The organism is Arthrobacter sp. Hb9-2 (genome assembly GCF_059091165.1).
This window is the reverse complement of sequence record NZ_JBNHGJ010000012.1, coordinates 22,829-45,889: the sequence shown is the minus strand read 5'-3', so window position 1 is coordinate 45,889 and position 23,061 is coordinate 22,829. Positions and strand designations below refer to the sequence as shown.

Sequence of the window (23,061 nt, the reverse complement as noted above, 5' to 3'; positions counted from 1 at the left end):
TGTTGCGTTCTTAGGTGCCCGAGGCGGGTACAAGGTCCTGCCATGTGGCGGGAGCCCCGACGCCTAACAGGGCAAAGACTGTGCATACTGTCGCGCGAAGGCTCTCGAGTTGGCGGATCGCTGCCCGGTGCTGTGCAGTGGCCTCGGCTACGGTGGTTTTCCGAAACTGGACTCTGTCACCTGGCCTGGCTTGGGCCAACACATCCAAGGACGTGCTGGTGACGACGGCGAGGACGGGGTAACCTGCTGTCACTCCCCGGCCGCGGTGCAGCACCAGGAGCTCTTCCCTCGAGGGCACTTCTACCGCGCCGACCGGCACACCACGGGACAGGACTTCCCCGGTTGACTGCCGCTCGGGAAGCTCGCCGCCAAGGCGCAAACCAATGTGGTTGCTGCGACCGCTGACCGTGTAGGTGCCCGTAAAGAGCAATTCCCCGGTTTCCCCAAATTCTTCAACATCGGGGCCGTCTGTCACTTCAACGATCGGAGCACTGCTCAGAGATGGTTTGGTCAGTCCCAAGCGGAACAGCGGCAAGTCGAAGTACGGCTGGCGTATTGGCTTGACGCTCTTGAGAGTCTTGAGAACCAATCCTTCCGAAAGCCTGAGTCCGAAACCTACGACGGTATCGGGTGCGCAGCTTCCAAGCAGGACTGGGGCTTCGACGGAGCCGTGTACAGCGATGTAGGCACGTAGTCCGGTGTGAATGCTGTGCAGGGCGACAGTTTCGCCGGCTTTTACCGAAACAGGTTGCCATTGCGGGCATTCGCGGCCGCCCACGACGAGGGTGAGGGGTGCCCCCGTGACGGCGATCAGGAGATCTGTGCTTGCGCGCATGCGGAAATCGAGCGCCGTCACCTCAATCAGGGGGTCGTTGTCGGCGTTGCCGGCCAAGATATTTGCGGCCCGTGCCGAAAACTGATCCAGCGCCCCGTTCACCGGCAGCCCATAGCGTGGGCCGGCGAAACGGCCCAGGTCGGTGACGACGGAGTGGCCGGCGAGTTCGACCCTCAACGAACCGTTCATCGGGATGCCTTCAGCTCTTGACCGGCGTAGCGGGTGAAGTCGCTGGCCGGAATTTGATGGAACCGGATGATATCTCCGGGCAGGTATGGGACCAGCGGTTGGCTATCCACGTTGAGCACGCTCAGCGGGGTTTGCCCGATGACGCACCAGCCCCCTGGCGCTACTGCAGGGGCGATGACCGCCTGCCTGCCGGCAACTGACACCGCACCTGCAGGGACGGATAGTCGTGGGTCCTTCAGACGGGGTACCGGCAGGGGGAAGTCCGGGCCGTCCATCATCGGTGATCCTGCAGGTGCTCCCAAACAGCGGATGATGTAGGTCTTAGTGGTGTGAAGCTTGATCACTTCGGCTACAGACAGGCCCTCATGCTCAGCAACCTTCTCGAGGTCCGGGCCGTATTCCCCGCCGTAGACTACCGGAACACTGAAATCCCGCGGTTCCCTTAGCGGAGAGCCCATGTAGTCCAGTTGGCGCATGCCCAAGAGGACGAACGCCCGGATTTGCCGGGCCGAAGTGAGGTAGGGGTCGAACTCCAACAGGACCGAATCATAGGTTGGTACAGCGCCATGTACGCCGTCGACGCCCGCGGTTTCTAGCCAGCTGGCGAGTGCGTGGACGGTATTCCAGTTTTGTTCCCTGTCGGGTGAAACAGCGACAACACGAAGTGCCGCGTCCCCGGATTCGTGGATCTCGACTGGTGTCCGATTTGATTCAGTCATGTCAGGCCGCCGTTTCCTTGTCAGCAAGGACGGTGGCCAGCGGTGCAATAGTGACCCCGGCGGCGGTGAGTTCCTGGCGGATCAGCCGGGCGAGCTGCACGGCTCCGGGGTTGTCGCCGTGAAGCAGAACAGTGTCCGCCACAATGGGGATGTCCGTACCGGCTACGGACTCGATGACGCCCTCGCACACCATACGGATAGTGCGGTCCACGATGATCAAGGGCTCGTGGATGACAGCTCCTGGCTGGTTGCGCGGTACCAAGGTGCCGTCTTCCATGTAGGCGCGGTCAGCGATGCCCACGATGCCTACAGGTAACTGGCGCGACCGGGCCGCCGTGGCCAATTCGCCGTCCTGGGCCAGGACGATCAAGCCCGGATTGATGCGGGCGGCGGCGTCTGCCACGGCTTCTGCGTAGTCGGGCCGGGTGGCGACGAGGTTGCCCAGGCGGCCGTGCGGTGCAAGGTGGACGACGCTGGCGCCGTGGTAGGCGGCGAAGGCGCTCAGGGCGCCGAACTGGTACAGGACGTCGTTGCGGACTTCATCTGCGGTGAGGTCCATGGTGCGCCGGCCGAAGCCGCGGAGATCCGGGAAGCTTGGGTGGGCTCCGATACTGACTCCCCGTCGAACACACTCGGTGACAGTCCGGTCCATGATGTCCGGGTCTCCGGCGTGAAATCCGCAGGCGATGTTAGCGCTCGAGACTACATCCAGCAGAGCGTTGTCGTCGCCTAGCGTGTAGGCACCGAAGCCTTCGCCCAGATCTGCAACGAGATCAACCGTGGGACTCATGATTAGCCTTTCTTGTCGTGTGCGTACCAGGGACAGGCTGCAGCAGAACCCTAGAAACGGAAGATGCCGGGAAGGGCTGCGGCTGGAGGTGGGAGACGGAGAGTAGCCTCAGTGGCCCATAGAAAGTCTTTCACTGAGATTTGTCACACACAAAGACGTAATCGGTGTCACCCTATAGGTCCCTGTTATGACATCAGCCCAGTTGAGGCCACCCTCCGACTGTTGTTAGCGCAGGGCCTTCCGGAGCCCCATGACCCGTTCGACGATGACCACTACCGCCAGGGAGATCAGGATGAGGATCACGGACAGGGCGGCGACGGCGGCATCCGCGGAGTTTTCCACATACCGAAGTACCTGTACGGGCAGGGTGGGCAGGCCCGATTCGGCCACGAAGAGCGAGATCACGGCTTCGTCGAAGGAGACGATGAAGGCGATAACGCCGCCGGCGATCACACCCGGCTGGATGATGGGCAGGGTCACGCGCCGGAACACGGTCCAGGAGCCGGCACCGAGGATGCGGGCCGCCGCTTCACAGGACGTGTCCGTGGTGGCAAGGCTCATCAGTGTGGTCCGGATGACGAACGGGATGGTGATGGCCACGTGGCCGATGATGATGCCGGCATAGGTGTTGTTCAGCTCCAGCGGCCCGAAGAGCAGTACCATGCCCAGGGCCAGGACGATGCTGGGGATCAGCAGCGGCGAGAGGAAGAACGACTGGACGGCTGCCTTGGCCTTGAACTCGAACCGGTCCAGCGCCAGCGCTGCCGGTACGCCCAGCGCGAGGACGATGAGCGTGACGATGACGGCCACGATCAGGCTGACTTTCATGCCTTCCATGAAGGTGCTTTCCTGTGGCAGCATCTCGTACCACTTCAGGGTGAATCCTTCGGGCGGGAAGGACAGGTACTGGTTGGAGGCGAAGGACACTACGAAGACGATCAGCAGGGGTGCCAGCAGGAACAGGTAGAGCACGAACACCAGCAGCCCGAAGGCGGGTTTGGCGGGGTTGAAGCGCGGTTTGAATACCTTGACGTCGCTCATGGTCAGCCTCCGATCTTTTTGGTGAGTCGCTGGTAGATGGCGATGATGAGCCCGAAGAGCACCAGCAGGATGACGGACAGGGCGGCTGCGAATGGCCAGTTGAGCAGGCCGGTGGTCTGGTCGTAGATCTCGGTGGCCAGTACCTGTACGCTGCCACCGCCCAGGAGCCGCGGAGTGATGAAGGTGCTGATGGAGAGTACGAACACGAGCAGGAACGCGGTCAGCAGTCCGGGGAGGCACAGCGGGAGCGTGACCCTGGTGAACACCTTGAACTTGCTGGCGCCCAGGGAGCCGGCCGCTTCCTCCAATTGGGGGCTGAGCCGGCCGAAGCCGGAGATCATGGCCAGGATGGCGTAGGGCATAAAGATTTCCACCAGGCCAATGGTCACGCCGGTCATGTTGTTGGTGAGCTTCAACGGGGCGTCGATCAAGCCCAGTCCATCCAGCGAGGAGTTGACCAGCCCGTTGGTTCCGAGGAGCACCATCCACCCGTAGGTGCGGACCACTGCCGAGGTGAGCAGCGGAGCGATGGCGATGGCGATGAGCAGTCCCCGGTACTTGCTGGTGCTGCGGGCAAGGAAGAGGGCCACCGGGTAGGACACAATGACGCAGAGGATGCCCACGGTGACACCCATCTGGAACGTGTCCAGCGTGACCTTCCAGTAGTACGGGTCGGTCAGGGGCTGGATGTAGGTGTCCAGGGTGAACGTCTCAACAATGACCCCGTCCGGGGAGCCCTGGTTGAAGGACATCCGGACCATGTAGGCCAGCGGGAAAACGAAGCTGACCAGCAGGCCGAGGAGCCCAGGCAGGAGCAAGGCCAGGTAGGTGCGGCGGTTCCTCCGCTCGGTGGCCCGTTCCAGCTGCCCCTCATCCTGCGCCTGGCTCTTGGCCGGGGCGGAAGGGGGCCGCAGGAGTGTCATGCCGCCAGCCTTTGCTGCGCCGCAGGCTCAGGGAGCAGGTAGGCGTCCTCCGCTGACCACGAGAGGTACGCGGCGTCCCCGATACAGGGCAGCTCGCCGCTGCCGGTCAGCATCTGCGCCTGCAGCTGCTGGTCACCCACGCGGACAGCAACGGACAAAGCGTCCCCGGTATAGCTGACCCGCTCAATAGTGCCCGCCATGGCTCCCTGCGTTGCCCCGGCGTGAAGGGAGACGTTGAGCCGGTGCGGACGAATGACCAGTTCGTGGGTTCCGCCGGCCATGCCTGCAGTCCCGACAGCGCCGAACTGGCCCAGGCCTTCGACATCCACCTTGTAGAAGCTTTCCCCGGCGGTGTCCGCCGGTCCGGCTTCCGCCGTCACCCGGGCGGGAAGAAAGTTTGCCTGTCCGATGAAGTTGGCCACAAAGTGGGTGCGTGGGCGCTGGTACACCTCGGTGGGGGAACCGAACTGCTCAATGAGGCCGCCGTTCATGACGGCGATCCGGTCGGCCATGTCCAGGGCTTCGTCCTGGTCGTGGGTGACGAACAGGGTGGTTGCCTTGGTGCGCTGCTGGATGGACCTGATTTCGGTGCGCATGGTCTCGCGGAGTTTTGCATCCAGGTTCGAGAGTGGTTCGTCCAAGAGGAGGAGGGTCGGCTCCACCACCAGTGCACGTGCCAGCGCGATGCGCTGCTGTTGACCGCCGGAGAGTTCTTTGGTCTGGCGTTTGCCGAGGTGGCCGAGCTGGACCATGTCCAGGGCCGCGGCAACACGGGCCTTCTGCTCGGCTTTCGGGGTCTGGCGCATTTCCAGGCCGAAGGCGACGTTTTGTTCAACGTTCATGTGCGGGAACAGGGCGTAGGACTGGAACACCATGCCCATGCCGCGCTTGTTGACGGGCGTGTGGGTGATTTCCTTGCCGTCCACCACGATGGAGCCGGCGGTGGGGTCCATGAGGCCTGCCACCATCCGCAAGGTGGTGGTCTTGCCGCAGCCGGAAGGGCCGAGGAGCGCCACCAGGTGCCCCTCCTCCACTTTCATGTTCAGGCGGTCGACGGCGGGGTCCAGACCGGCTGCATACCTTTTGGTCAGATCTTCGATCGACAGTTTTGATTCATTCACGGGTTCAGTTCTCCTGAAGGGAGGGTGGGGAGGGGTGCCGGGGGGGCTATTTGGTGATGATTTCGCGCTTCCAGGTGTCGGTCCACTTGTCGCGGGCCGAGGAAAGGAATTCAACATCCAAGGGAACGATGTTCAGGGAGCCGTCGGTGGGGACCACACGGTCCTTCACATCTGCGGGCAGCTCAGCGTTGGTGACGGAAGGTGCGTAGAAGAGGGCTTTGGCAAATGCCGTTTGCGCCTCAGCGGACAGCGCGTAGTCAATAAACGTCTTGGCGGCAGCGGATTGGGGTGCGTCCTTGACCAGGTTGATGGTGTTGATCTGGTAGACCGTTCCTTCCTCGGGGAAGGTGACGCCCATCTTCTTGTTGCTCTGGTCGCTGTAGAACTGGCCGCGCGCATTTTGGCCCAGCCCAAGCACGGTCTGGCCCGTAATGACGTTCTGGTACTCGTCCGGGTTGGGTGCGAAGGTCTGCACGCCCGGCGCCATCTCCTTAAGGCGGGCCACGGCGGCGTCAATGCCCTTCGTGTAGTCCTCGCCCTCCATCTTCGAGGTGATGGCCGTCAGGGACAGCCCCAGGAGGGACGGCGGGGCGTTGACGTTGATCTTGCCCGCGTACGCCGGATCCCAGAGCACTTTCCAGCTTTCCGGGGCCTGGGGGAAGGTGGCTGTGTCGTAGAGGAGGCCGACGGCGTCGAGCATGGCGACCGGGCCGTACCCTTCCTTGTCCCGGAACTTCTCAGGGACATTCGCGAGGTTAGGGACCGCTGCCTCGTCCACCTTCTCGAAAAGACCCTGCTTGTTGCCCGTGGCGGAGACGGAATTGTCCATGATGGCGACGTCGGTGGCCGGGTTGTTCTTCTGGCCCTGCAGCGCGCTAAGCATCTCAGCCGAGGACCGCTTGGACGCGTAGTTAATCTTGATGTCCGGGTATTTCGCCTTGAAGGGCTCGATCACCGCGGCGGTGTACTGGTCCTGCCACACACCGGAGTAGGCAATCAGGTTAACTTCGCCTGACGTTGCACTGCCGGTGTTGCTGGTGGTGGAACCGCCACCACACCCGGTTAATACAAGCGTCGCCGTGGCGGCCACAGCCAGCGCCATTTTGCCCTTGGTGAAGAAATTCATTACTCGGCTCTTTCCATGAGTGGGAAGCATTCTGACATCGTCATCAGATAACTTCCATGAAGGTACAAAGCATTTATTTCGCTTATGTAAAAAAGAGCAGCTAAAAGTCTGGAACCATGTATTTATGCATAAGGCCTATGGTGTCATCGGAAATCCCTATGTCTCCACGGGTATAATCTAGGTGCCACATAGAAGTGCTCTGGATCTCAACCTAGTGGTCGAGATATGTGTCACACAAAGACCAAATGCATATCCCGCCATATGTTTCCCGTATGACCCGGCGCCGCTTCAGAACCAGTAGAGGGAGAGGTCGCCCGGTTTGGACACCAGGAAACTCGCGTATTTCGTCAAGATCGTAGACTCCGGAAGCATCACCAGGGCGGCGGCAGCACTGCACGTCGCCCAGCCCGCCTTGAGCCAGCAGGTCTCGGCACTCGAAAGCGAGCTGAAGCAACGGCTCCTCATCCGCAGCAAACAAGGAGTCGTCCCAACCGCGGCGGGACGCACCCTCTACCGCCACGCGCAAACGATCCTCCGGCAAGTCGAACAGGCGCGCGAGGACGTGGCTTCTTCCGGGGCAGCACCCTCCGGGAGGGTGTCGATCGCCATCGCGCCGTACAGTATGGCTTCCAGCCTGACACCCCGGATCATCAGCGAAGTTGGCCGGCGATACCCGGACATCGTGGTGCACCTTACGGAGATTTACGGCGGTGTGCTGAGTGAAGCTATTAAGAATGGCCGGTTGGACATGGCCCTGATCTACGAGCCGGGCCCCATCCGGGGCGTTCAATTCACCACAATGATCGTAGAGGACCTGCACCTGGTGGTGGACGGGACCAACAGGGCCGCCCCTGAGTCCGGGGAGATTTCGCTTGAAGATGCTGCGCGATACGGTCTCTTCCTTCCCGAGCAGATTCACACGCTGCGCCAGATTGTCGAGAAGGGACTTGAGAGGAAGGGGCTGACCCTGCAGCTGGTCGGAGAAGTGGAGTCAGTGCCGTCCCTGACGAAGCTCTTACGTGCAGATTTGGGCGCGACCATCCTGCCTAAGTCTGCCGCTGACGCCCTTTTCCACGAAGAAAACTTCCATGTTCTGCGTATCACCGACCCTGAATTGCAGTGCAAGATCGCTCTGTGCACGCCGGATCACGAACCCCTGTCGGAGGCCGCCTCGGCTGTCCTTTTGGTCCTCCAGGAGATGCTCCAGGAGATGCTCAGCGCTAAATATGGGAAGTAGTCCGGCATCTGTCATCGCTTTGCCTTATAAGGGCATCTGAATTTCGTCTTAGCAATTCGCCGGTTCGGAATCTAATGTGGAAAACACAAAGGCAAACGGCCTTGGCAGGTGAATTTCCACAAAATATGATTTGGAGCCTATCGTGAAGAAGATCCGCAGCGGTCACCGGAAATCGTTGGGGGCCAGCCCACGACTAGTAGCCAGAACGGGGACCCATTGCCCAAGCAACGGATTCTGGTTGCCGGAGGGAACCAATGGGCAGCCGGTTTTCGTTTTTCAAGGCAGCGTGATGCCGATGGGCGAATCAGGCGCTGTCGTATGGCATCTTCAGGACGATTTTGTCGGGCCGCCCGCCTACCCGCTGCCGGGCGGGCGGCCTAGCGCCACTTTAGTCTCGCGATGACGAACCTAAAAAATTCAGGAGGGTCTTTCCGCTGAGAAAGGTCCTCCCGATCGTGTCCCCAGCCACTGCACTTGCCTGCCGGATGCAGGGCGGCCGGAGCTTGATACGGATCACAACAGTCAAAAATTGAATGAAAGCAAAGGGAGGGTCCGCGTCAATCAGACGCGGACCCTCCCTGCTGTTGTCCCCTGCTGTTGTCGCTCAGAACCTGCTAGACGGCGTCCTCAACGAGTAAGCCTTTGGCTTTAAGCACGTCGGTGAGGTTGCACAGCTCAATGGTGGTGCTCCCCTCGTGGTACCGCCTGATGAGGTCCCGTTCGGCGTCGTCCCGCTCCTGTGAAAGGCGGACTACTTCCTCGGCTTCTTCCCTGCGAACGACTACAACACCATCTGCATCGCCTCTGAGTATGTCTCCGGGGTAGATGATTTCGTCTCCGAAGACGATGGGGTGGTTGATGGGCCCGATGGTTTCCTTCACCGTGCCTTTAATGCTGATGCTGCCAGAGAAAACGGGCAGCCCGAGTTCGATGAGGTCCTGCGTGTCACGGACGCCGGAGTCCGTCACCATTGCGGCCAGACCCTTGGCTTTCATGGCATTACCCAACACGTCCCCGAAGGTGCCTGCTTCTTCAAATTCGCCGGCAGACACCAGGACGACATCTCCAGCCTGTGCGTAATGGATAGCCACCTGAAGCATCAAATTGTCCCGGGGCGCACAACGTACCGTAAGGGCCGGACCACAAAAGGACATGGAACGGTCGATGGGCTTGATTTTGGAGCTCAAGGCTCCCTTTCGGCCCTGGGCTTCGTGAATGGTAGCGGACGAGAACTTGCTGAGCCTGCTGACCACATCTTCAGAGGGGCGTTCGATGTTGGTTTTGACATGAATCATAAGAGTTTCCTTTGGTACTGGTGTCAGATGAGTGCTTGAACGGCTTTGTCGATGGCGGCGATGGCCTCTTCAATTACCGAGTGGCTTGTGGCATATGAGATGCGGAAGTAAGGCCCCAGTCCATAGGCTGATCCCGGAATTGCGGCAACGGATGCGTTGTTCAGGAGGTAAAGAACAAAGTCCTGATCGTTATTGATCACGGTTCCGTCGGGGGTCTTCTTGCCCATGACGCCTGTGCAGTTGACGTAGGCGTAGAAGGCGCCCTCGGGGGTTGAGCAGGCGAGCCCGTCAATGCTGTTGAGACCGTTTACTGCAAGGTCCCTGCGGCTCCGGTAGATCTCTGTGTTGGTTCGAATGAAGGACTGATCGCCGGTCATTGCTGCAGCGGCAGCGGCTTGGCTGATCGAAGAAGGGCAGGAAGAGATCTGGGACTGAAGTTTGTTGATGGCGCCGATAACTCCGGCGGGGCCAGCGGCGTAACCAAGCCTCCAGCCCGTCATGGCGTACGCCTTGGATACGCCGTTGACTACAAGGACCCGGTTTTTGAGTTCTGATGCTACTTCCACCAGGCTGCAGAGCCGGCCCTCCCCGAAGTAGATCTGGTCGTAGATTTCATCCGTCAGGACGTAGACCTGCGGGAAGCGCACCAGAACGTCTGCCAGCGCGCGCAGTTCATCGCGGGTGTAGACAGCTCCGGTCGGGTTCGATGGGGTGTTAAGGATTAACCATTTGGTTTGGTCGGTAACGGCTGCTTCGAGGGCACCTGGAGTCAGCTTGAAGCCGTCTTCCTCGGGACACTGGACGATGACGGGTGTGCCATCATTAGCGAGGACCATGTCGGGGTATGAGACCCAGTACGGCGCGGGAACGATGACCTCGTCTCCGGCGTCGAGTGAGGCCATGAATGCTGTGAAGATGACCTGCTTTGCACCACCACCGATGGTGATCTCGTTGGTCGAGTAGTGCAGCCCTGTACGCAGCTCCAGCGTCTGCAGGATTGCCTTCTGCAGCGCAGGAGTTCCGATGACGGACGTGTACTTCGTGTCACCGGCGTCGATGGCCGCCGCTGCTGCCGCCTTTATGCTGTCCGGGGTGTCAAAATCAGGTTCACCCACGGTGAGGTCCAGGACGAGGCGACCCTCTGCCTTAAGTTCCCGGACACGTGCGGCGGCGGCCACGCTCGCCGATGACTTGATACGGGAGACGCGTGAAGCGGGTATGAATTCAGACATGTTCTCTTCCAAGGTTTGGAGTCAGGACTTAATCTCCTTTTGAGCCTAGGGAGTGAAATGCAGTTATGGATAAGACCTAAAGTGCGTGGACGGATAAGCATTGCTTATGACACCGAACTTCCTGCACGCGGCCCTCACGGAGGATGATCTGGGGACTGGGCGGAAGGGCTTATACCCGTGACAGCGCTTATGCCCCCACCTGAAACAGGTATTTCTGATGATCAGTTGCAGCAGGCTAACGTCTTTTAAGGCTTCCGTCCTGTAGGTGCTCGACCCGGTACGGGCGAGGCAAGGAGGGCCCTGATAGACATTCAAACCCGGAGAGGGGCAAACGAAGATGCCGGAGTCTTTTGGGAGTCCACTCTTTCTGAACCCCTTTGAAGGAACGGAACCGGCGGAAGCCGAACGCCCGCAACGGCCCACTGCCAGCCGCCGGCCGATGAGGGGTAGCAGGCGCAAAAGTTCGCCCCTTACCCGATCAGGAGCACTGAGCCTAGTGGAAAAGGACCTTCGGGAACTCCAGCTGCGCTGCGCCAATGCGGATCAGGCTACGCAGACTTAGCCTCAAGCATCCGTAGCCGGCTGGTGCGCCGCTGTGATGCCGGCCCGCTTGGCCAGCAGTTCCTTAAGGATGAGTTCGACGACGCGGGCCTGCTCAGACAAAGGCTGGTGACTGCCAGTGCACAGGGCAAGGCCTATCTCGGTAATCGGGTCCTCCAGTTCGTGGAGCTGGACGTCGGGATACTTCTCCAGCGACGGAAATGCTGACAACGGCAGGATGGTTGCCCCCAGGTCCCTGCCAATCGCTTCAAGCAGGGTGGGCATCGATTCGACCTCACCTAGCAGCCGCGGGAAGAGATTGTGCTGCTGGAAGGCGGCGTCTACGGCAAGTCGGATGGAGTGCTGGCGCGAGGGCAAAAAGACACCCACGTCAGTGAGGGCTGTGAAGGAGACAGTATCCGGGAGATCGGACCGTACATTCGTCGCCAGGTAGAGGCGTTCCCGGTGAAGTGGCTCGACGTGCACGGCGCGCAGAGGAACCGGGGTGTACAGGATGCCCAAATCCATCTGCCCAGTTGCAATTGCTTCACTCAAAATTGAGCCGAAATTTTCCCTGACATGAAGGACGATTTTTGGCGCTGCCTCCCGCACGGCTTCAATGAGCGGGACCGCCAGCTCGGTGGCAAGGCTGTACGGGGCCAAACCAACAGAAACCCGTCCGCTGGGGCCATCTGATACCGCTTTGACCTCCTGCACGGCGTTATCTACTCCCCGGACGATCAGTTGAGCATGCCTATACAGCACTCGCCCCGCTGCGGTGGGTTCCACGCCATGCTTGGTTCTGACCAGCAGCTTCACACCCAGCCTGGTTTCGAGATTCGACAGGTGCTGGCTCAGGGCAGATTGGGCTAGGTGAAGGGCGATGGCGGCGCGTGAAATGCTGCCCAGGTCGACCGTCTTCACAAAGGCTTCAAGCTTCCAGGTGTCCATGTACTCCCTTTGGTGCGGATCACCAGTATCCCAGAGCAAAGGTATCCATCGGAAAGCACGATATGGGCATCTTGAGTGCGTATGGTGATGCCGCTCACAAAGGCCCCTTTGCTGGGTACAGTCGGTTCCAGCCTCAGATTGAGGGCCTCCATGCTGGAGGAAGAGCCGAGGATCAACCCATGACTAAATTGACTCTTTTCCGCTCGCTTATGGCAGCGGGATGTTCGGTCGCTTTGATTTGCTCAGCAGGATGCTCGTCATCCCAACCGGCGAGCACCACCGATGACGGCCAGCCCTTGGAAGTCTGGTCGCGAAGCGGCCCGGAGGCCGCAAAGACTTACCAGGCGGTGCTTGACGCCTTCACGGAAAAGACCGGCATCAAGGTCGACTACCTGGCCACTGTGGAGTTCGAGACGCAGCTGCAGTCGCGCGCCGCAGCAAAGGACCTTCCCGACGTGATGATCTATGACCAGTCGAGCATGGCGAGCTACGCGGACAAGGGCATGCTTCGTCCAGTTGACCGGGACACCATCGAAGGAGCGGATCAGCTCAGCGACGCTTCCTGGGATTCTGTGCAGACGGCCGGCGGGAACTACTTCGGTGTGCCCTTCAGCCAGCACGCCCAAGTGACCTTCATCAGAAAGGATTGGAGGGAACGCCTCGGTAAGGAAGTACCCAAGAACCACGACGAACTTTTGGCCTTGGCTACAGCCTTCGCAACGGGCGACCCGGACGGCAACGGAGTCAACGGTGACACCTACGGGATGACCGTCCCAGGGACTACTGACCGCGGATTCTTCACGTGGTGGGCTTCGTCCTATCTGTGGCAGCGCGGGGGTGCCATTGTCAGCGGCAATGACGGCAAGTACGGCGTGGAAGTGGATAACCCGAAGACCGTCGAGGCAGTTTCCTGGTTGAAGCAGCTGTTCTGCACTCCGAACATGGTCCAGCCGGGCGCTCTGACTAATGCCAGCGCCACGCCGTTCTTCGCCGAAGGCAAGTCGGGAATCTACCAGACCGGGCCGTATGCCTTTGCCAATTTCGACAAGGCTCCCGGAAAGGACAAGTACGAGGTCATAACCGCACCTGAGGGCCCAGGCGGCAGCAAGACGCTGACAGAGCGCACCAGCATCTACTTCGGTGCTTCAACTAACAAGCCCGATAAGCAGGAAGCCCTCGCTGAATTCCTCATCTCCCCCGAGGCTCAGAAGCTGGGCATGACGGCGCCGGGGCAACCGGTGGTACGCCTCCCAGTCAACGACTCTGTTGACGCGGCGGAAGCTTATGGCGATCCGCGCTGGAACGTGGTGCAGGAGCAGCTCGCAGACTCGGAGCTGTTGCCCTCTGATATCGACTTCACGGTTATCCGCCAAGATGTTGCCGAAACGCTGAACTCCATGTTCGGGCAGTGCGCCTCTGATGTGCCTGGCGAACTGTCAGCTCTGGCAGACCGTATGACCGAAGACCTGTCGAGCAGGAACGCGCTGAAGTGACAAAGCACGTCGTCCGTCCCTCCGCAGCTGTAGCCGAGGTCCCTGTCGCGCCGGCGCAGCCAAAACAGGAGTTTCCGGGAGAATCAGCACCGCACATTGAGCGCCGGCGGCGGAAGTCGTTCCCTTGGATGATTTGGTTCCTGCTTTTCCCCGCCCTGCTGTTGTTCCTGTACTTCAAGTTCATTCCCATGTTCGCGGGCATATCGATGAGCTTTCACGAGGTGCGCCCGTTTCTCGGTGATGTCTGGGTTGGCCTGGACAACTACATAACGGTGTTCCAGGATCCCAAGTTTGGGAGTGCCGTCTGGCACACCCTGGTGCTCGGCCTGGGTCAGTCAACCGGGTCTGTCATAGGCGGACTGGCTCTGGCGATGATTCTTGAAGGAGCCAGTCGAAGCCTTGCCTTCGTGCGGACTCTGGCATTCCTGCCGGTCGTTACGGCAACCGCTGTGATCGGGGAGATCTGGCGAATTATCTACTACCCGGCTCCTGACGGTCTGATCAATTCGGTGTTGGGTTTGGTCGGAATCGGGCCGGTCCGGTTCCTCGAAGACGCTGACACTGCGCTGGCCTCGGTGATGGCAGTCGGAATCTGGCAGGGTGCGCCCTACAACATGGTGATTATCCTCGCCGGACTGGCAGCCGTCGACCGATCCCTGTACGAAGCCGGGGCTATCGACGGGGTCAGTACCTGGCAACGGCTCAGGTACATAGTCCTCCCGGCGCTCCGTCCTGCAATGACCATCGTCATCGTTCTCGCAGCCATCCGCAGCCTCAGAGTCTTCACAGACGTCTGGGTTCTGACCGGAGGCGGCCCCTCCGGTGCCACAGACGTCTGGATGACCAGGGTCTACTCCTTGGGCTTCGAACGAAACGACATCGGCGTGGCATCTGCCGCTTCGGTCCTGCTACTTCTCGCAACCCTGGCACTGACCTTAGGATCCGTGCTCGTCATGCGCCAACGGAAGGAACGCACCAACCATGTCCGTTGATAGCCACGCTCTGCGAAGGGGCACTTTCAAGTTCACTCGTAAACCGAAGCATGACGAAACCAGGTTCGAGACGGCTCTTGGCTGGCAGAACTCCCGTACATCTTCGGTCCTGCTTCGAATCGCGCTTGCCGTACTAGTGGTGGTCATCTTTGCCGGACCCATCCTCGCAATCATCGCCAGTGCATTCGACCTTAATTCGGACCCAACCAGGCTCAGCCTCATCCCGCAGAACCCCAGCCTTCGTAACTTCGAGGTGGCGACAGACCGGGGTGTTTGGGGATTCTTTATGAATTCGGTGCTGATAGCAGGCTTCGGTCTGCTTCTTCAGACGATCATCGCTGTCACTAGCGCCTATGCCCTTGCACGGCATCGCTTCCGCGGCCAGGCAGTGGTGCTTGGCCTGTTCCTTGCCACCATGATGCTGCCTGAGGAAGTAGTCGCTGTGCCTCTGGCTGTGGTCCTAGGGGATGTACCGCTGACGGGCATCAACATGCGAGGCACTATATGGGCCGTGGCGCTGCCTGTCGCTGCTTCAGCCTTCTCCATCCTGGTGATGACCGCATTCATGAAGGACATCCCGGATGAAATCGAGGAAGCAGCAAAGATCGATGGCGCCGGCGAGATTCGCATGCTGTTCCAAGTCATTCTTCCTCTGTGTAAGCCGGCACTGGGCGTCATTACGATCTTCGGCTTCATTGGTGTCTGGGACCAGTATCTGCTCCCGCTGATCGCAGCCAACAGCACCTCTGACTACACCATCACGGTGGCATTGGCCAGCCTGCGGGCAGACGTGCAAGTCGGCACCGGCGTACTGCTCGCCGGAGCTTTCCTGGCTCTTATACCGTCCCTCCTGGTCTATCTGCTCCTGCAAAAATCCCTGGTCCGGGGCATGACCACGGGCGCCGTCAAGGGCTAACAATCCTGTGCCACTGAGCCAAGAGTTTTCCTTCCATAACAACCAGAAAGAAGAACGCTGAATATGATTTTGTCGACCGTCACGGATGAGGTTACTCCGGACCGCTCCCCCGCGGCATTCCCCCGCATCTTTGAAGCCACGAAAGCCGAGGGGATCAGCGACATTGAGATCCGCATGGTCGAAGCAAAGCGGTTCCCGGTAGTGGAAGCGGCCGCGTGGGATCGCCTCAAGACATATGCAAAAGACTATGAGATCACTCTCTCCGCCGTTTCCCCCGGGCTTTACAAGGCGCCGCTCAACAGCGACCTTCTGTCCCTGCACTCCAACGGCATCCTGGACATGAGCCTGGACCTGGCCGAACGCATGGGTATCAATACGCTCATCGTCTTCGGCGTTGAGCGCAACCCGGGAGACACTGAAGCAGATTTGCAGCGGGTCATCGATATCCTCGGTGACACGGCTGACCGGGCCGGAAAGCGCGGGTTTACTGTCCAGCTCGAGAATATCCCGGGCTCATGGGCGGACACCGGAGAGAACTGCCTGGCTCTGCTCAAGGGCGTAGGGAGGGATAACTTCGGCTACGTGTGGGATACCGGCAACCTCTACGAGGCGGAACAGAAACACTTCCGCGAGAGCTATGAAATCCTCAAGCCCTACATCAGGAATGTCCACCTCAAAGACGGGCAGTTCATGGACGGTGTCATGACGTGGCAGCACTTCGGCACCGGCGTAACGGACATCGCCGGTCAGGTCTCTGCCCTGAAAGCCGACGGTTACACAGGCAAGCTCACCATGGAAGCAAAGTGCGAGCCCCACTTGGATGAGGACTTCATTAAGTCTGTCCGCTACCTGAAATCAGTCCTCTAGAAGCAACCAGCAAGCCGAGCACGACGGACCAGAGACAACCTCACAGCTGAGTCGCCCAGGCTTAGAACGGTCCGACACGTTTCCCTTGGTTGAAGCTGCCAGTGGCTGTAGCTGGCAGCTTCAACCCGTTATCCGGTTAGCCGCGGGGCTGCCATGTATCACAAGCTAAGGAAGAAAATTGAGTGGAGTAATAGTTGTCGGAGTCGACAGCAGCGAAACGGCCATGAAGGCGGCAGAGTACGCGCGGGGGCTTGCCAAAGCTTTGGGCGCCTCTCTTCACGTCGTGACAGTCTTTGACAACGAACGCGTTGAAGCCCTTGGCCGAGGCTCAGACCGGCTCCTTATCTCCGAGGCAGATAGCGCCGGAAAAGTCGCCAAGATGCTGACCAAAACCGGGGAGGACGGAGTGCACGTGACGCACTTTGCTGCTAAGGGTAAACCGGCGGAGGCACTAATCAAGGAGGCCATGCGCCTGGATGCAAGGATGATCGTGGTCGGCAACCGAAGAATGCGGGGCATTGGCCGACTGCTGGGCAGCGTAGCCAACAGTGTGGCGCACAACGCACCGTGTGACGTTTACATCGCCAATACCTACGAAGAGTAGACGGCTATTGTGTGAACGATCCATGCGCAGTCGCTCTGCGTAGCTGCGTGCCTGTTGGTAGGCATGTCCACCTGCGACAGGTTCCGCGGCGGTTTTGACACACTCGTTGATTGCCAGATCCACGACTCCACGAGCTGCCATGATCAACGTCGGTGGTGAGGGCGCTGATGCGCGTCTTCCTGATCTGAACGGAGCCCGCAATGGCCGCCAAAACCGCCGGGGAAGTCCCCGCCTATACACCCGGACAACTCCAATCGGTCCGGGAAACGCTTAAATCCCCCAGAAGGCTTAAGACTGAAGTCCTCGCCGGGCTCGTCGTCGGCCTGGCCCTGATCCCGGAAGCAATCGCCTTCTCGATCATCGCCGGCGTCGACCCGCGGCTTGGCCTGTTCGCGTCCTTCACCATGGCCGTCACCATCGCCTTTGTGGGCGGCAGGCCGGCCATGATTTCCGCCGCCACCGGAGCGATTGCCCTGGTCATTGCCCCACTCGTGAAGTCCCACGGCGTGGACTACTTCATCGCCGCCGTCATCCTCGGCGGGATTTTCCAGATCGTCCTGGGCCTGTCCGGGGTGGCGAAGCTGATGCGCTTCATTCCCCGGTCGGTGATGGTGGGCTTCGTCAACGCCCTGGCCATCCTGATCTTTATGTCCCAGGTCCCTGAACTGCTCGGCGTCCCGTGGCTCGTGTACCCGCTCGCGGCGCTGGCCCTGCTGATCGTGTTCGGCCTGCCCAGGCTCACCACGGCCGTCCCAGCCCCGCTCGTGGCAATCGTGGTCCTCACCCTCATCACCGTCCTGGCCTCCATCGCCGTCCCCACGGTAGGCGACAAGGGCGAGCTGCCGGACTCACTGCCGTCGCTGTTCATCCCGAACGTTCCGCTCTCTCTTGAGACCCTGCAGGTCATCTTCCCCTTCGCCCTTGCCGTGGCGTTCGTCGGGCTCCTCGAGTCCCTCATGACGGCCAAGCTCGTTGATGACATCACGGACACCCGCTCCCACAAGAGCCGTGAGGCCTGGGGCCAGGGCGTCGCGAATATCGTCACCGGCTTTACCGGCGGCATGGGCGGCTGCGCGATGATCGGCCAGACCATGATCAACGTCAAAGCCTCCGGTGTCCGCACCCGCATCTCCACCTTCCTTGCCGGCGTCTTCCTGCTCATCCTCGTGGTGGCCCTGGGCGGCGTTGTGTCGGTGATCCCGATGGCCGCCCTGGTTGCAGTGATGATCTTCGTCTCCTGGGCCACGTTCGACTGGCACAGCATCCACCCCCGCACCCTGAAAATGATGCCCAAGAGCGAAACCATCGTCATGGCCGCCACCGTCATCGTCACCGTCGCCACGCACAACCTCGCCATCGGCGTAGGCGTCGGCGTGCTGGTGGCCATGGTGCTGTTCGCCCGCCGCGTCGCGCACTTCGTGACCGTGGAGCGGACCGTCACCACCACCGAGGGCCACGAGACCGCCACCTACGTGGTGAACGGCGAGCTGTTCTTCGCCTCCTCCAACGACCTCTACACCCAGTTCCAGTACGCGCTGGATCCGGAAAACGTGGTCATCGACATGCACGCCTCCCACCTCTGGGACGCCTCCACCATCGCCGCCCTGGACGCGATCGCCGAGAAGTACCGCCACCACGGCAAGAACGTGAAAATCATCGGCCTCAACGACGCGAGCACCACCATGCGCGAGCGGCTCGGCGGCAAGCTGGGCGTCGGCCACTAATGTTCATTTTCCCTGCTGTTGAAGCCAGCTTGGGCCAGGTCCTGGATCGGGTCTTCTCGGACAATGCCTCCGGGGGGCAGCGACAGACCACAGCTCGGCCGAACTGCCGTGGCTCGCCCGCGACAGGAACACCCTGGTTGTGGACAGCTGGCCGTTCGCCCACAACCTCAATGACTTAGGTGCTCTCGTCCAGTTCCTTACCTAATGGGCAAGGCCGGTCGAATTTCCTCAGAGGATAGCTCAAGCGATGCCACGCTCCTGAAACCAGAAAGGGCCTCCCATCATCGCAACACGGGAGGTCCTTTTGGTCTGAAGGCAGCACTGTGTCGATTACTGGTACGCACGCGCGTATCCGATTCTGAACTACTCGTGCCTCATGAACAACGCTGCTGGACCACGCCTGCCTAGAGCCCCGGCGACATGGCCTCGGATGTAACCGACCCATACTCGGAAAGTTCGGAAACCCGGCGCCACGCAGTAGGGAGTTGGTTCGATTAGGGCACACCCCAACCTGACGTCAGGCCGCGACCCAAATACAGTCAAGATAGGGCGCAAATCGCTTTTTCCGTACATTTCTGACGAGCACTCTTACAGTCCAATCTGACAGAATGCCCGCGGCATACCTATGTGGTTCGTTGTTCCGAGGTTGCGAGAACATCTGTCTCCTTGGATCCAGATATCTCCTTGAGCGAAGAAGCCTGCCGCCACAGCTTTTCGTACGCATCGGAGATGAACTTGGACCCCATTGTGTCGAGAGGAGTGATGACCCCTTGACGGTGGGCGATTGAGTTCAAACTGCTTCCCAACACGGTTACGGAGCCTGCCTCTGAGATTACATACCTGTCATGGAGTGACTTTTGCTCCAAGTAGCGGATCTCGAAATCAGACCTGGAACGCATAACGATGCTGAATCTACCCTCAAGCTTATGGATATTGCGATTGCCAGTCAGGACCCTCTTTACTGTGTGTATTTGCGCCAAATCGATGGCCGTCTCAGCATTGAGATAGGGATCAACGACGAGAGATTGGCCGACCTGAGCAATCTTGTTCATAACTTGAGCGTAGGCAAACTGATTGCTGGGGTCGATCAGGACCTCAATGGTTGAATCGCTTTCTAGATTCGCGCTATTGGCGGCTTCAAGTACGGCCTTCCCTAGCTGGGTCAAGTGGACCGCACCGTCGCTGACCTCAATCCAATGCAGGCGCGAGAAGAAGTGGTCAAACCCTTCGTCATGAATCCACGGCTCATCGTTCTCGCTGCTGACCTGGGCGGATGTGAGAACGCCGCGACCAGCCTGGGCAGCATACATTTCATTGAAAATGATTCGCTCAGGTTGGTTACCATATGCGTTCAACGCCTCCACTGATAGCTTGCCTCCGCGGCTCTCAACCGCTGCTATGTATGTCAGTACGAGGTGCGAAAGTTCGTCGATGATGATCAATGGCTCAGACCTCCCCTTGCTTGGCATCGGTCAAATCCGGCTCGGCCCATTCCAGGGCTGCGACTATATGTCCCTCATCTGGCAAAGCTTGCTGCTCAACGAGGGGCAGCTTGTCGTAGGTGTAGGCAGCAACAGCCATAGGCGAGGCTGAGCGGCCGAGGCTGTACCTGACGCTGCGGTCGTTCTTGGTGCCGCAGATGAGGATGCCGATGGTTTCGTTGTGGTGTTCACGGCGGAGCATGTCATCGACGAGGGCGACGTAGAAGTTGAGTTTCCCAGCGTATTCGGGCTGGAACTTACCCGTCTTGAGTTCAATGACGACGTAGCCCGTTAACCGCACTAACGGGGTAAGGACGCCGACCGATGCAGGAACTCAGGCGTCGGCGAGACGGAGCAGCAGCTCAGCGTCGTGCCTCAGAACGTAATTGAGCCCTTCATCGATAATCTGGCGCCGGGATTTGGGACCTCCCGGTCTCGGTGCACTGCCGCTGTCATGGTCTTGGCCGGGACGCTGCAGGGACTGATCCGGACCCTCGTGTGCAGGTTCGGGACTCTTCATGGCCATGCCCCATGGTAGGTCGGTTCCGCCGCTGACGACGAGTTTCACCTGGCGTACCCTTGGCCTGTGGCCAGCATTATTACTCGCCCCCGCTCGAACGGGATTGTGGCTTTCTCGGTGCGGTGGCGGGACTATGGGAGCGGTCATCAGCACCGACTGACTCTGCGCTCCGAGGAGGAAGCCCGCGGCGTCGCCCGGTACATTAGCGACCACGGCACGATGCCGGCTCTCGCTCAGCTTCCTCCAGAACCGGGGCAGGGAAGTGTTCCTTCCGTTGCGGACTTAGTCCAGGAACACATTGACCTGCTGGTTCGCCCCTCTTCCGGGACTATCGGAACCTATCAGCGGATTCTCGACCTGCACATTCGGAAGTCGATTGGGCACATTCCGGTCGATGAATTCGGCTATCGGGAGGTCATGCGCTGGATCAAGGGCCTTACCGTCGAGGGTGTCGCGCCAAAGAGTATCCACAACATGCACGGGCTGCTGTCGGCAGCGATGAAGACCGCTGAGCTGCTTGGCTACGTCTCCCGCAATCCCTGCCGGGGCGTCCCCCTCCCCTCGGTTGACAGAGCAGAAGACGAAGCCATGTTCCTCACCCACGCCGAGTTCAGCATGCTCATTAAAGGCATTCACGAGCCGTACAAGACTTTCGTGCAATTCCTGGTCATGACAGGAGCCAGATTTGGCGAAGCAACGGCACTAAAGGTCGCCGATATCGATCTGCTCTCCACACCGCCGACCGCACGAATCAACAAAGCGTGGAAACGCGACGGGCAATCCCGCTACTACATCGGTCCAACCAAAACTGGGGCGGGAAAGCGCACAATCGGGCTCAACCCCGCCCTGGTGAACCTGCTCCTCCCCCTAGTTGCAGGCCGGCCGGGCAGCGAGCTGCTGTTTACAACTCCCCGTGGAAACCGGATCGCGCACAAACCTTTCTGGCAGCACCATTGGGTACCGGCCGTAGATGCCGCCCGCGCCCGCGGTCTTTCGAAGACCCCAAGAATCCACGACCTGCGCCACACCCACGCCTCCTGGCTCATTCAGGACGGCGTGATGTCCCTCTTCGCGATATCCCGCCGCTTGGGCCATGCCTCCGTTCGAACTACTGAGCAGGTGTACGGGCACCTGATGCCTCAAGCGCTCCAGGACGGCGCCGACGCCACGGAACGGTCCATTAGAGGCTTCATTTCATAGCTTGTGTATCCCGTTTTCAGTCATCGTCACTGGAGTCTGCCACTGTTCCCTGCTCAAGAGCGGCCGTAATTGCCTCTGGAGACGGCAGCGCCGCCCGTTCCTCCGGAGGAAGGGAGTCGTAGGTGTAGGAGGTGACGGCGACGGGCTGGGAGGACCCGTCCAGGGCGTACCTTACTGTCGGCTCATGCTTTGAGCCGCACACGAGTATGCCCACTGTGGGGGCCATCCCTGGGAACTTCACCAGGTCGTTGACGGCTGCCACGTAGAAGTTCAACTGTCCCAGGTGCTCGGGTCTGAACTTGCCGGACTTGAGCTCCACGACAACAAAGCGGTTGGTTGGCACGTGTACCAGGAGAAGGTCAATGTAGAAGTCCTCACCTTCTACATCGAGGTGGAACTGCCGGCCATAGAACGCGAAGCCTCGGCCGAACTCGGCCAACGTCTGAGACATCCGCTGGGTCATGGCCTCCTCCATGGCTAGTTCTTCGACTTCCTTGGTCAAGCCCAGAAAGTCGAAGACCAGGGGATCCTTGGCCACGCTGCGTGCCAAGGCCGCCCCATCCTCGGACAGACGTTCTTCAAGGTTGTTCGGTGCAGAGCCAGCCCTGCGATGAAGTCCTGTTGTGATCTGGTGCTCGAGGACTTCAAGCCTCCAGTTTTGCTCGCCTGCTCGTTCCGCATACCAATTGCGGATCTCGGGGTCTTTCAGTTTGAGCAGTTCGATGATGTGGCCCCAGGGCAGGCCGCCAACCCGGGCCTTGTCCTCGGGGTCGGACAAGTCCCAGGCTGCTGCGAATGCCCGCATATAGAAGAGGTTTGAACGGGAGAAGCCACGCATGTGCGGAAACGCTGATTTCAGGTCTGTTGCCAGTCGCTGCAGTATCTTGGTGCCCCAGGGCTGGGCTGCCTGTCGTTCCAGGATTGTGGATCCGATTTCCCAGTACATCTGGACCATGGCATTGCTTGCGGCCTGCTGAGCGCGCAATTGTGCCGAGCTGACGAGTTCCTTGAGGGAAACGAGGATGCCGGCATAGCCGTTGGGCAGTTCAGGTTCTATCGGGGGCACGCCCCCACCTTAGTCGTTGGAGCCGACAGGGCCCCTCGTCACGGTCGGCACCTGAATAGTCCAAAGAACTTTGGACAATTCAGAACCCGCTCCTGCGCCGCTCCCCATCCCTGCATCAAATAGTCCAAAGAACTCTGGACTATTGGGCGGGAGGCAGAGGATCAGCCGGCTTTGGCGCACAAGGGGCGGCCCACCCTAG

21 protein-coding genes are annotated in these 23,061 nt (G+C 60.0%); 8 read left to right on the top strand and 13 right to left on the bottom strand.

Annotation, left to right across the window (positions count from 1 at the left end):
• Positions 1–10: 10 nt before the first annotated feature.
• The 7 genes from AC5RV1_RS09065 to AC5RV1_RS09035 form a co-directional block, all read right to left on the bottom strand.
• Positions 11–1,024 carry a 5-oxoprolinase subunit C family protein gene (locus AC5RV1_RS09065; RefSeq protein WP_493994272.1) on the bottom strand — a complete coding sequence of 338 codons (1,014 nt, stop codon included), beginning with the start codon at positions 1,022–1,024 and terminating at the stop codon, positions 11–13.
• The gene (locus tag AC5RV1_RS09060) at positions 1,021–1,743 is read right to left on the bottom strand and encodes a 5-oxoprolinase subunit B family protein (RefSeq protein ID WP_493994271.1); all 723 of its coding nucleotides are present in this window, start codon (positions 1,741–1,743) and stop codon (positions 1,021–1,023) included. The genes AC5RV1_RS09065 and AC5RV1_RS09060 overlap by 4 nt, the downstream gene beginning before the upstream one ends.
• Position 1,744: 1 nt before the next feature.
• Positions 1,745–2,533: a LamB/YcsF family protein gene (locus tag AC5RV1_RS09055; protein WP_493994270.1), complete on the bottom strand. Its 789-nt coding sequence runs from the start codon at positions 2,531–2,533 to the stop codon at positions 1,745–1,747.
• Positions 2,534–2,758: 225 nt separating this feature from the next.
• Positions 2,759–3,574 (bottom strand): ABC transporter permease, encoded by an 816-nt coding sequence (locus AC5RV1_RS09050; protein ID WP_493994269.1) that lies wholly within the window; start codon positions 3,572–3,574, stop codon positions 2,759–2,761.
• Positions 3,575–3,576: 2 nt separating this feature from the next.
• On the bottom strand, positions 3,577–4,497 hold the full coding sequence (locus AC5RV1_RS09045; RefSeq protein ID WP_493994268.1) for an ABC transporter permease: 921 nt from the start codon (positions 4,495–4,497) through the stop codon (positions 3,577–3,579).
• Positions 4,494–5,618 carry an ABC transporter ATP-binding protein gene (locus AC5RV1_RS09040; RefSeq protein WP_493994267.1) on the bottom strand — a complete coding sequence of 375 codons (1,125 nt, stop codon included), beginning with the start codon at positions 5,616–5,618 and terminating at the stop codon, positions 4,494–4,496. Before AC5RV1_RS09040 ends, AC5RV1_RS09045 begins: the two co-directional genes overlap by 4 nt.
• Before the next feature lie 46 nt (positions 5,619–5,664).
• Positions 5,665–6,744 (bottom strand): ABC transporter substrate-binding protein, encoded by a 1,080-nt coding sequence (locus AC5RV1_RS09035; protein ID WP_493994266.1) that lies wholly within the window; start codon positions 6,742–6,744, stop codon positions 5,665–5,667.
• A 319-nt stretch (positions 6,745–7,063) separates the two neighbouring features.
• Between AC5RV1_RS09035 and nac the strand changes: the two genes are divergently transcribed.
• A complete protein-coding gene (nac, locus tag AC5RV1_RS09030; protein WP_493994265.1) occupies positions 7,064–7,981 on the top strand; it encodes a nitrogen assimilation transcriptional regulator NAC in 918 nt (305 codons plus the stop codon).
• A 614-nt stretch (positions 7,982–8,595) separates the two neighbouring features.
• On the opposite strand, the gene AC5RV1_RS09025 is transcribed toward nac, so the two are convergent.
• From AC5RV1_RS09025 to AC5RV1_RS09015, 3 genes are all read right to left on the bottom strand, one after another.
• Positions 8,596–9,276 carry a 4-carboxy-4-hydroxy-2-oxoadipate aldolase/oxaloacetate decarboxylase gene (locus tag AC5RV1_RS09025; protein ID WP_493994264.1) on the bottom strand — a complete coding sequence of 227 codons (681 nt, stop codon included), beginning with the start codon at positions 9,274–9,276 and terminating at the stop codon, positions 8,596–8,598.
• 23 nt (positions 9,277–9,299) lie between these two features.
• Complete coding sequence (locus tag AC5RV1_RS09020; protein ID WP_493994263.1) at positions 9,300–10,508, bottom strand: aspartate transaminase; 1,209 nt, start codon at positions 10,506–10,508, stop codon at positions 9,300–9,302.
• A gap of 564 nt (positions 10,509–11,072) precedes the next feature.
• Entirely contained in the window at positions 11,073–11,999 is a 927-nt protein-coding gene (locus AC5RV1_RS09015) for a LysR substrate-binding domain-containing protein (RefSeq protein WP_493994262.1), read from the bottom strand.
• Between the two features lie 179 nt (positions 12,000–12,178).
• On the opposite strand from AC5RV1_RS09015, the gene AC5RV1_RS09010 reads away from it, so the two are divergent.
• The 6 genes from AC5RV1_RS09010 (at position 12,179) to AC5RV1_RS08985 (ending at position 18,595) form a co-directional block, all read left to right on the top strand.
• Positions 12,179–13,492 carry an ABC transporter substrate-binding protein gene (locus tag AC5RV1_RS09010; protein ID WP_493994261.1) on the top strand — a complete coding sequence of 438 codons (1,314 nt, stop codon included), beginning with the start codon at positions 12,179–12,181 and terminating at the stop codon, positions 13,490–13,492.
• Positions 13,489–14,484, top strand: coding sequence for a carbohydrate ABC transporter permease (locus AC5RV1_RS09005; RefSeq protein WP_493994260.1), 996 nt, complete (start codon positions 13,489–13,491; stop codon positions 14,482–14,484). The genes AC5RV1_RS09010 and AC5RV1_RS09005 overlap by 4 nt, the downstream gene beginning before the upstream one ends.
• Entirely contained in the window at positions 14,474–15,400 is a 927-nt protein-coding gene (locus tag AC5RV1_RS09000) for a carbohydrate ABC transporter permease (RefSeq protein ID WP_493994259.1), read from the top strand. The genes AC5RV1_RS09005 and AC5RV1_RS09000 overlap by 11 nt, the downstream gene beginning before the upstream one ends.
• A gap of 63 nt (positions 15,401–15,463) precedes the next feature.
• Complete coding sequence (locus tag AC5RV1_RS08995) at positions 15,464–16,267, top strand: sugar phosphate isomerase/epimerase family protein (RefSeq protein ID WP_493994258.1); 804 nt, start codon at positions 15,464–15,466, stop codon at positions 16,265–16,267.
• 178 nt (positions 16,268–16,445) lie between these two features.
• Positions 16,446–16,871, top strand: coding sequence for a universal stress protein (locus AC5RV1_RS08990; protein ID WP_493994257.1), 426 nt, complete (start codon positions 16,446–16,448; stop codon positions 16,869–16,871).
• A 200-nt stretch (positions 16,872–17,071) separates the two neighbouring features.
• On the top strand, positions 17,072–18,595 hold the full coding sequence (locus AC5RV1_RS08985) for a SulP family inorganic anion transporter (RefSeq protein WP_493994256.1): 1,524 nt from the start codon (positions 17,072–17,074) through the stop codon (positions 18,593–18,595).
• A gap of 623 nt (positions 18,596–19,218) precedes the next feature.
• Here AC5RV1_RS08985 and AC5RV1_RS08980 read toward each other — a convergent pair.
• Both AC5RV1_RS08980 and AC5RV1_RS08975 read right to left on the bottom strand, forming a co-directional pair.
• Positions 19,219–20,037 carry a hypothetical protein gene (locus AC5RV1_RS08980; protein WP_493994255.1) on the bottom strand — a complete coding sequence of 273 codons (819 nt, stop codon included), beginning with the start codon at positions 20,035–20,037 and terminating at the stop codon, positions 19,219–19,221.
• Positions 20,038–20,041: 4 nt separating this feature from the next.
• A complete protein-coding gene (locus tag AC5RV1_RS08975) occupies positions 20,042–20,377 on the bottom strand; it encodes a PDDEXK nuclease domain-containing protein (RefSeq protein ID WP_493994254.1) in 336 nt (111 codons plus the stop codon).
• Between the two features lie 285 nt (positions 20,378–20,662).
• On the opposite strand from AC5RV1_RS08975, the gene AC5RV1_RS08970 reads away from it, so the two are divergent.
• Positions 20,663–21,796 carry a tyrosine-type recombinase/integrase gene (locus tag AC5RV1_RS08970; protein WP_493994253.1) on the top strand — a complete coding sequence of 378 codons (1,134 nt, stop codon included), beginning with the start codon at positions 20,663–20,665 and terminating at the stop codon, positions 21,794–21,796.
• Between the two features lie 16 nt (positions 21,797–21,812).
• On the opposite strand, the gene AC5RV1_RS08965 is transcribed toward AC5RV1_RS08970, so the two are convergent.
• The gene (locus tag AC5RV1_RS08965; RefSeq protein ID WP_493994252.1) at positions 21,813–22,862 is read right to left on the bottom strand and encodes a PDDEXK nuclease domain-containing protein; all 1,050 of its coding nucleotides are present in this window, start codon (positions 22,860–22,862) and stop codon (positions 21,813–21,815) included.
• Between the last annotated feature and the right edge of the window lie 199 nt (positions 22,863–23,061).

Bases quoted from the DNA above. Each gene is read 5' to 3' on its own strand.
- AC5RV1_RS09065 (WP_493994272.1), bottom strand. From the start codon at position 1,024: ATGAACGGTTCGTTGAGGGTCGAACTCGCCGGCCACTCCGTCGTCACC.
- AC5RV1_RS09060 (WP_493994271.1), bottom strand. From the start codon at position 1,743: ATGACTGAATCAAATCGGACACCAGTCGAGATCCACGAATCCGGGGAC.
- AC5RV1_RS09055 (WP_493994270.1), bottom strand. From the start codon at position 2,533: ATGAGTCCCACGGTTGATCTCGTTGCAGATCTGGGCGAAGGCTTCGGT.
- AC5RV1_RS09050 (WP_493994269.1), bottom strand. From the start codon at position 3,574: ATGAGCGACGTCAAGGTATTCAAACCGCGCTTCAACCCCGCCAAACCC.
- AC5RV1_RS09045 (WP_493994268.1), bottom strand. From the start codon at position 4,497: ATGACACTCCTGCGGCCCCCTTCCGCCCCGGCCAAGAGCCAGGCGCAG.
- AC5RV1_RS09035 (WP_493994266.1), bottom strand. From the start codon at position 6,744: ATGAATTTCTTCACCAAGGGCAAAATGGCGCTGGCTGTGGCCGCCACG.
- AC5RV1_RS09025 (WP_493994264.1), bottom strand. From the start codon at position 9,276: ATGATTCATGTCAAAACCAACATCGAACGCCCCTCTGAAGATGTGGTC.
- AC5RV1_RS09020 (WP_493994263.1), bottom strand. From the start codon at position 10,508: ATGTCTGAATTCATACCCGCTTCACGCGTCTCCCGTATCAAGTCATCG.
- AC5RV1_RS09015 (WP_493994262.1), bottom strand. From the start codon at position 11,999: ATGGACACCTGGAAGCTTGAAGCCTTTGTGAAGACGGTCGACCTGGGC.
- AC5RV1_RS09010 (WP_493994261.1), top strand. From the start codon at position 12,179: ATGACTAAATTGACTCTTTTCCGCTCGCTTATGGCAGCGGGATGTTCG.
- AC5RV1_RS09000 (WP_493994259.1), top strand. From the start codon at position 14,474: ATGTCCGTTGATAGCCACGCTCTGCGAAGGGGCACTTTCAAGTTCACT.
- AC5RV1_RS08995 (WP_493994258.1), top strand. From the start codon at position 15,464: ATGATTTTGTCGACCGTCACGGATGAGGTTACTCCGGACCGCTCCCCC.
- AC5RV1_RS08985 (WP_493994256.1), top strand. From the start codon at position 17,072: ATGGCCGCCAAAACCGCCGGGGAAGTCCCCGCCTATACACCCGGACAA.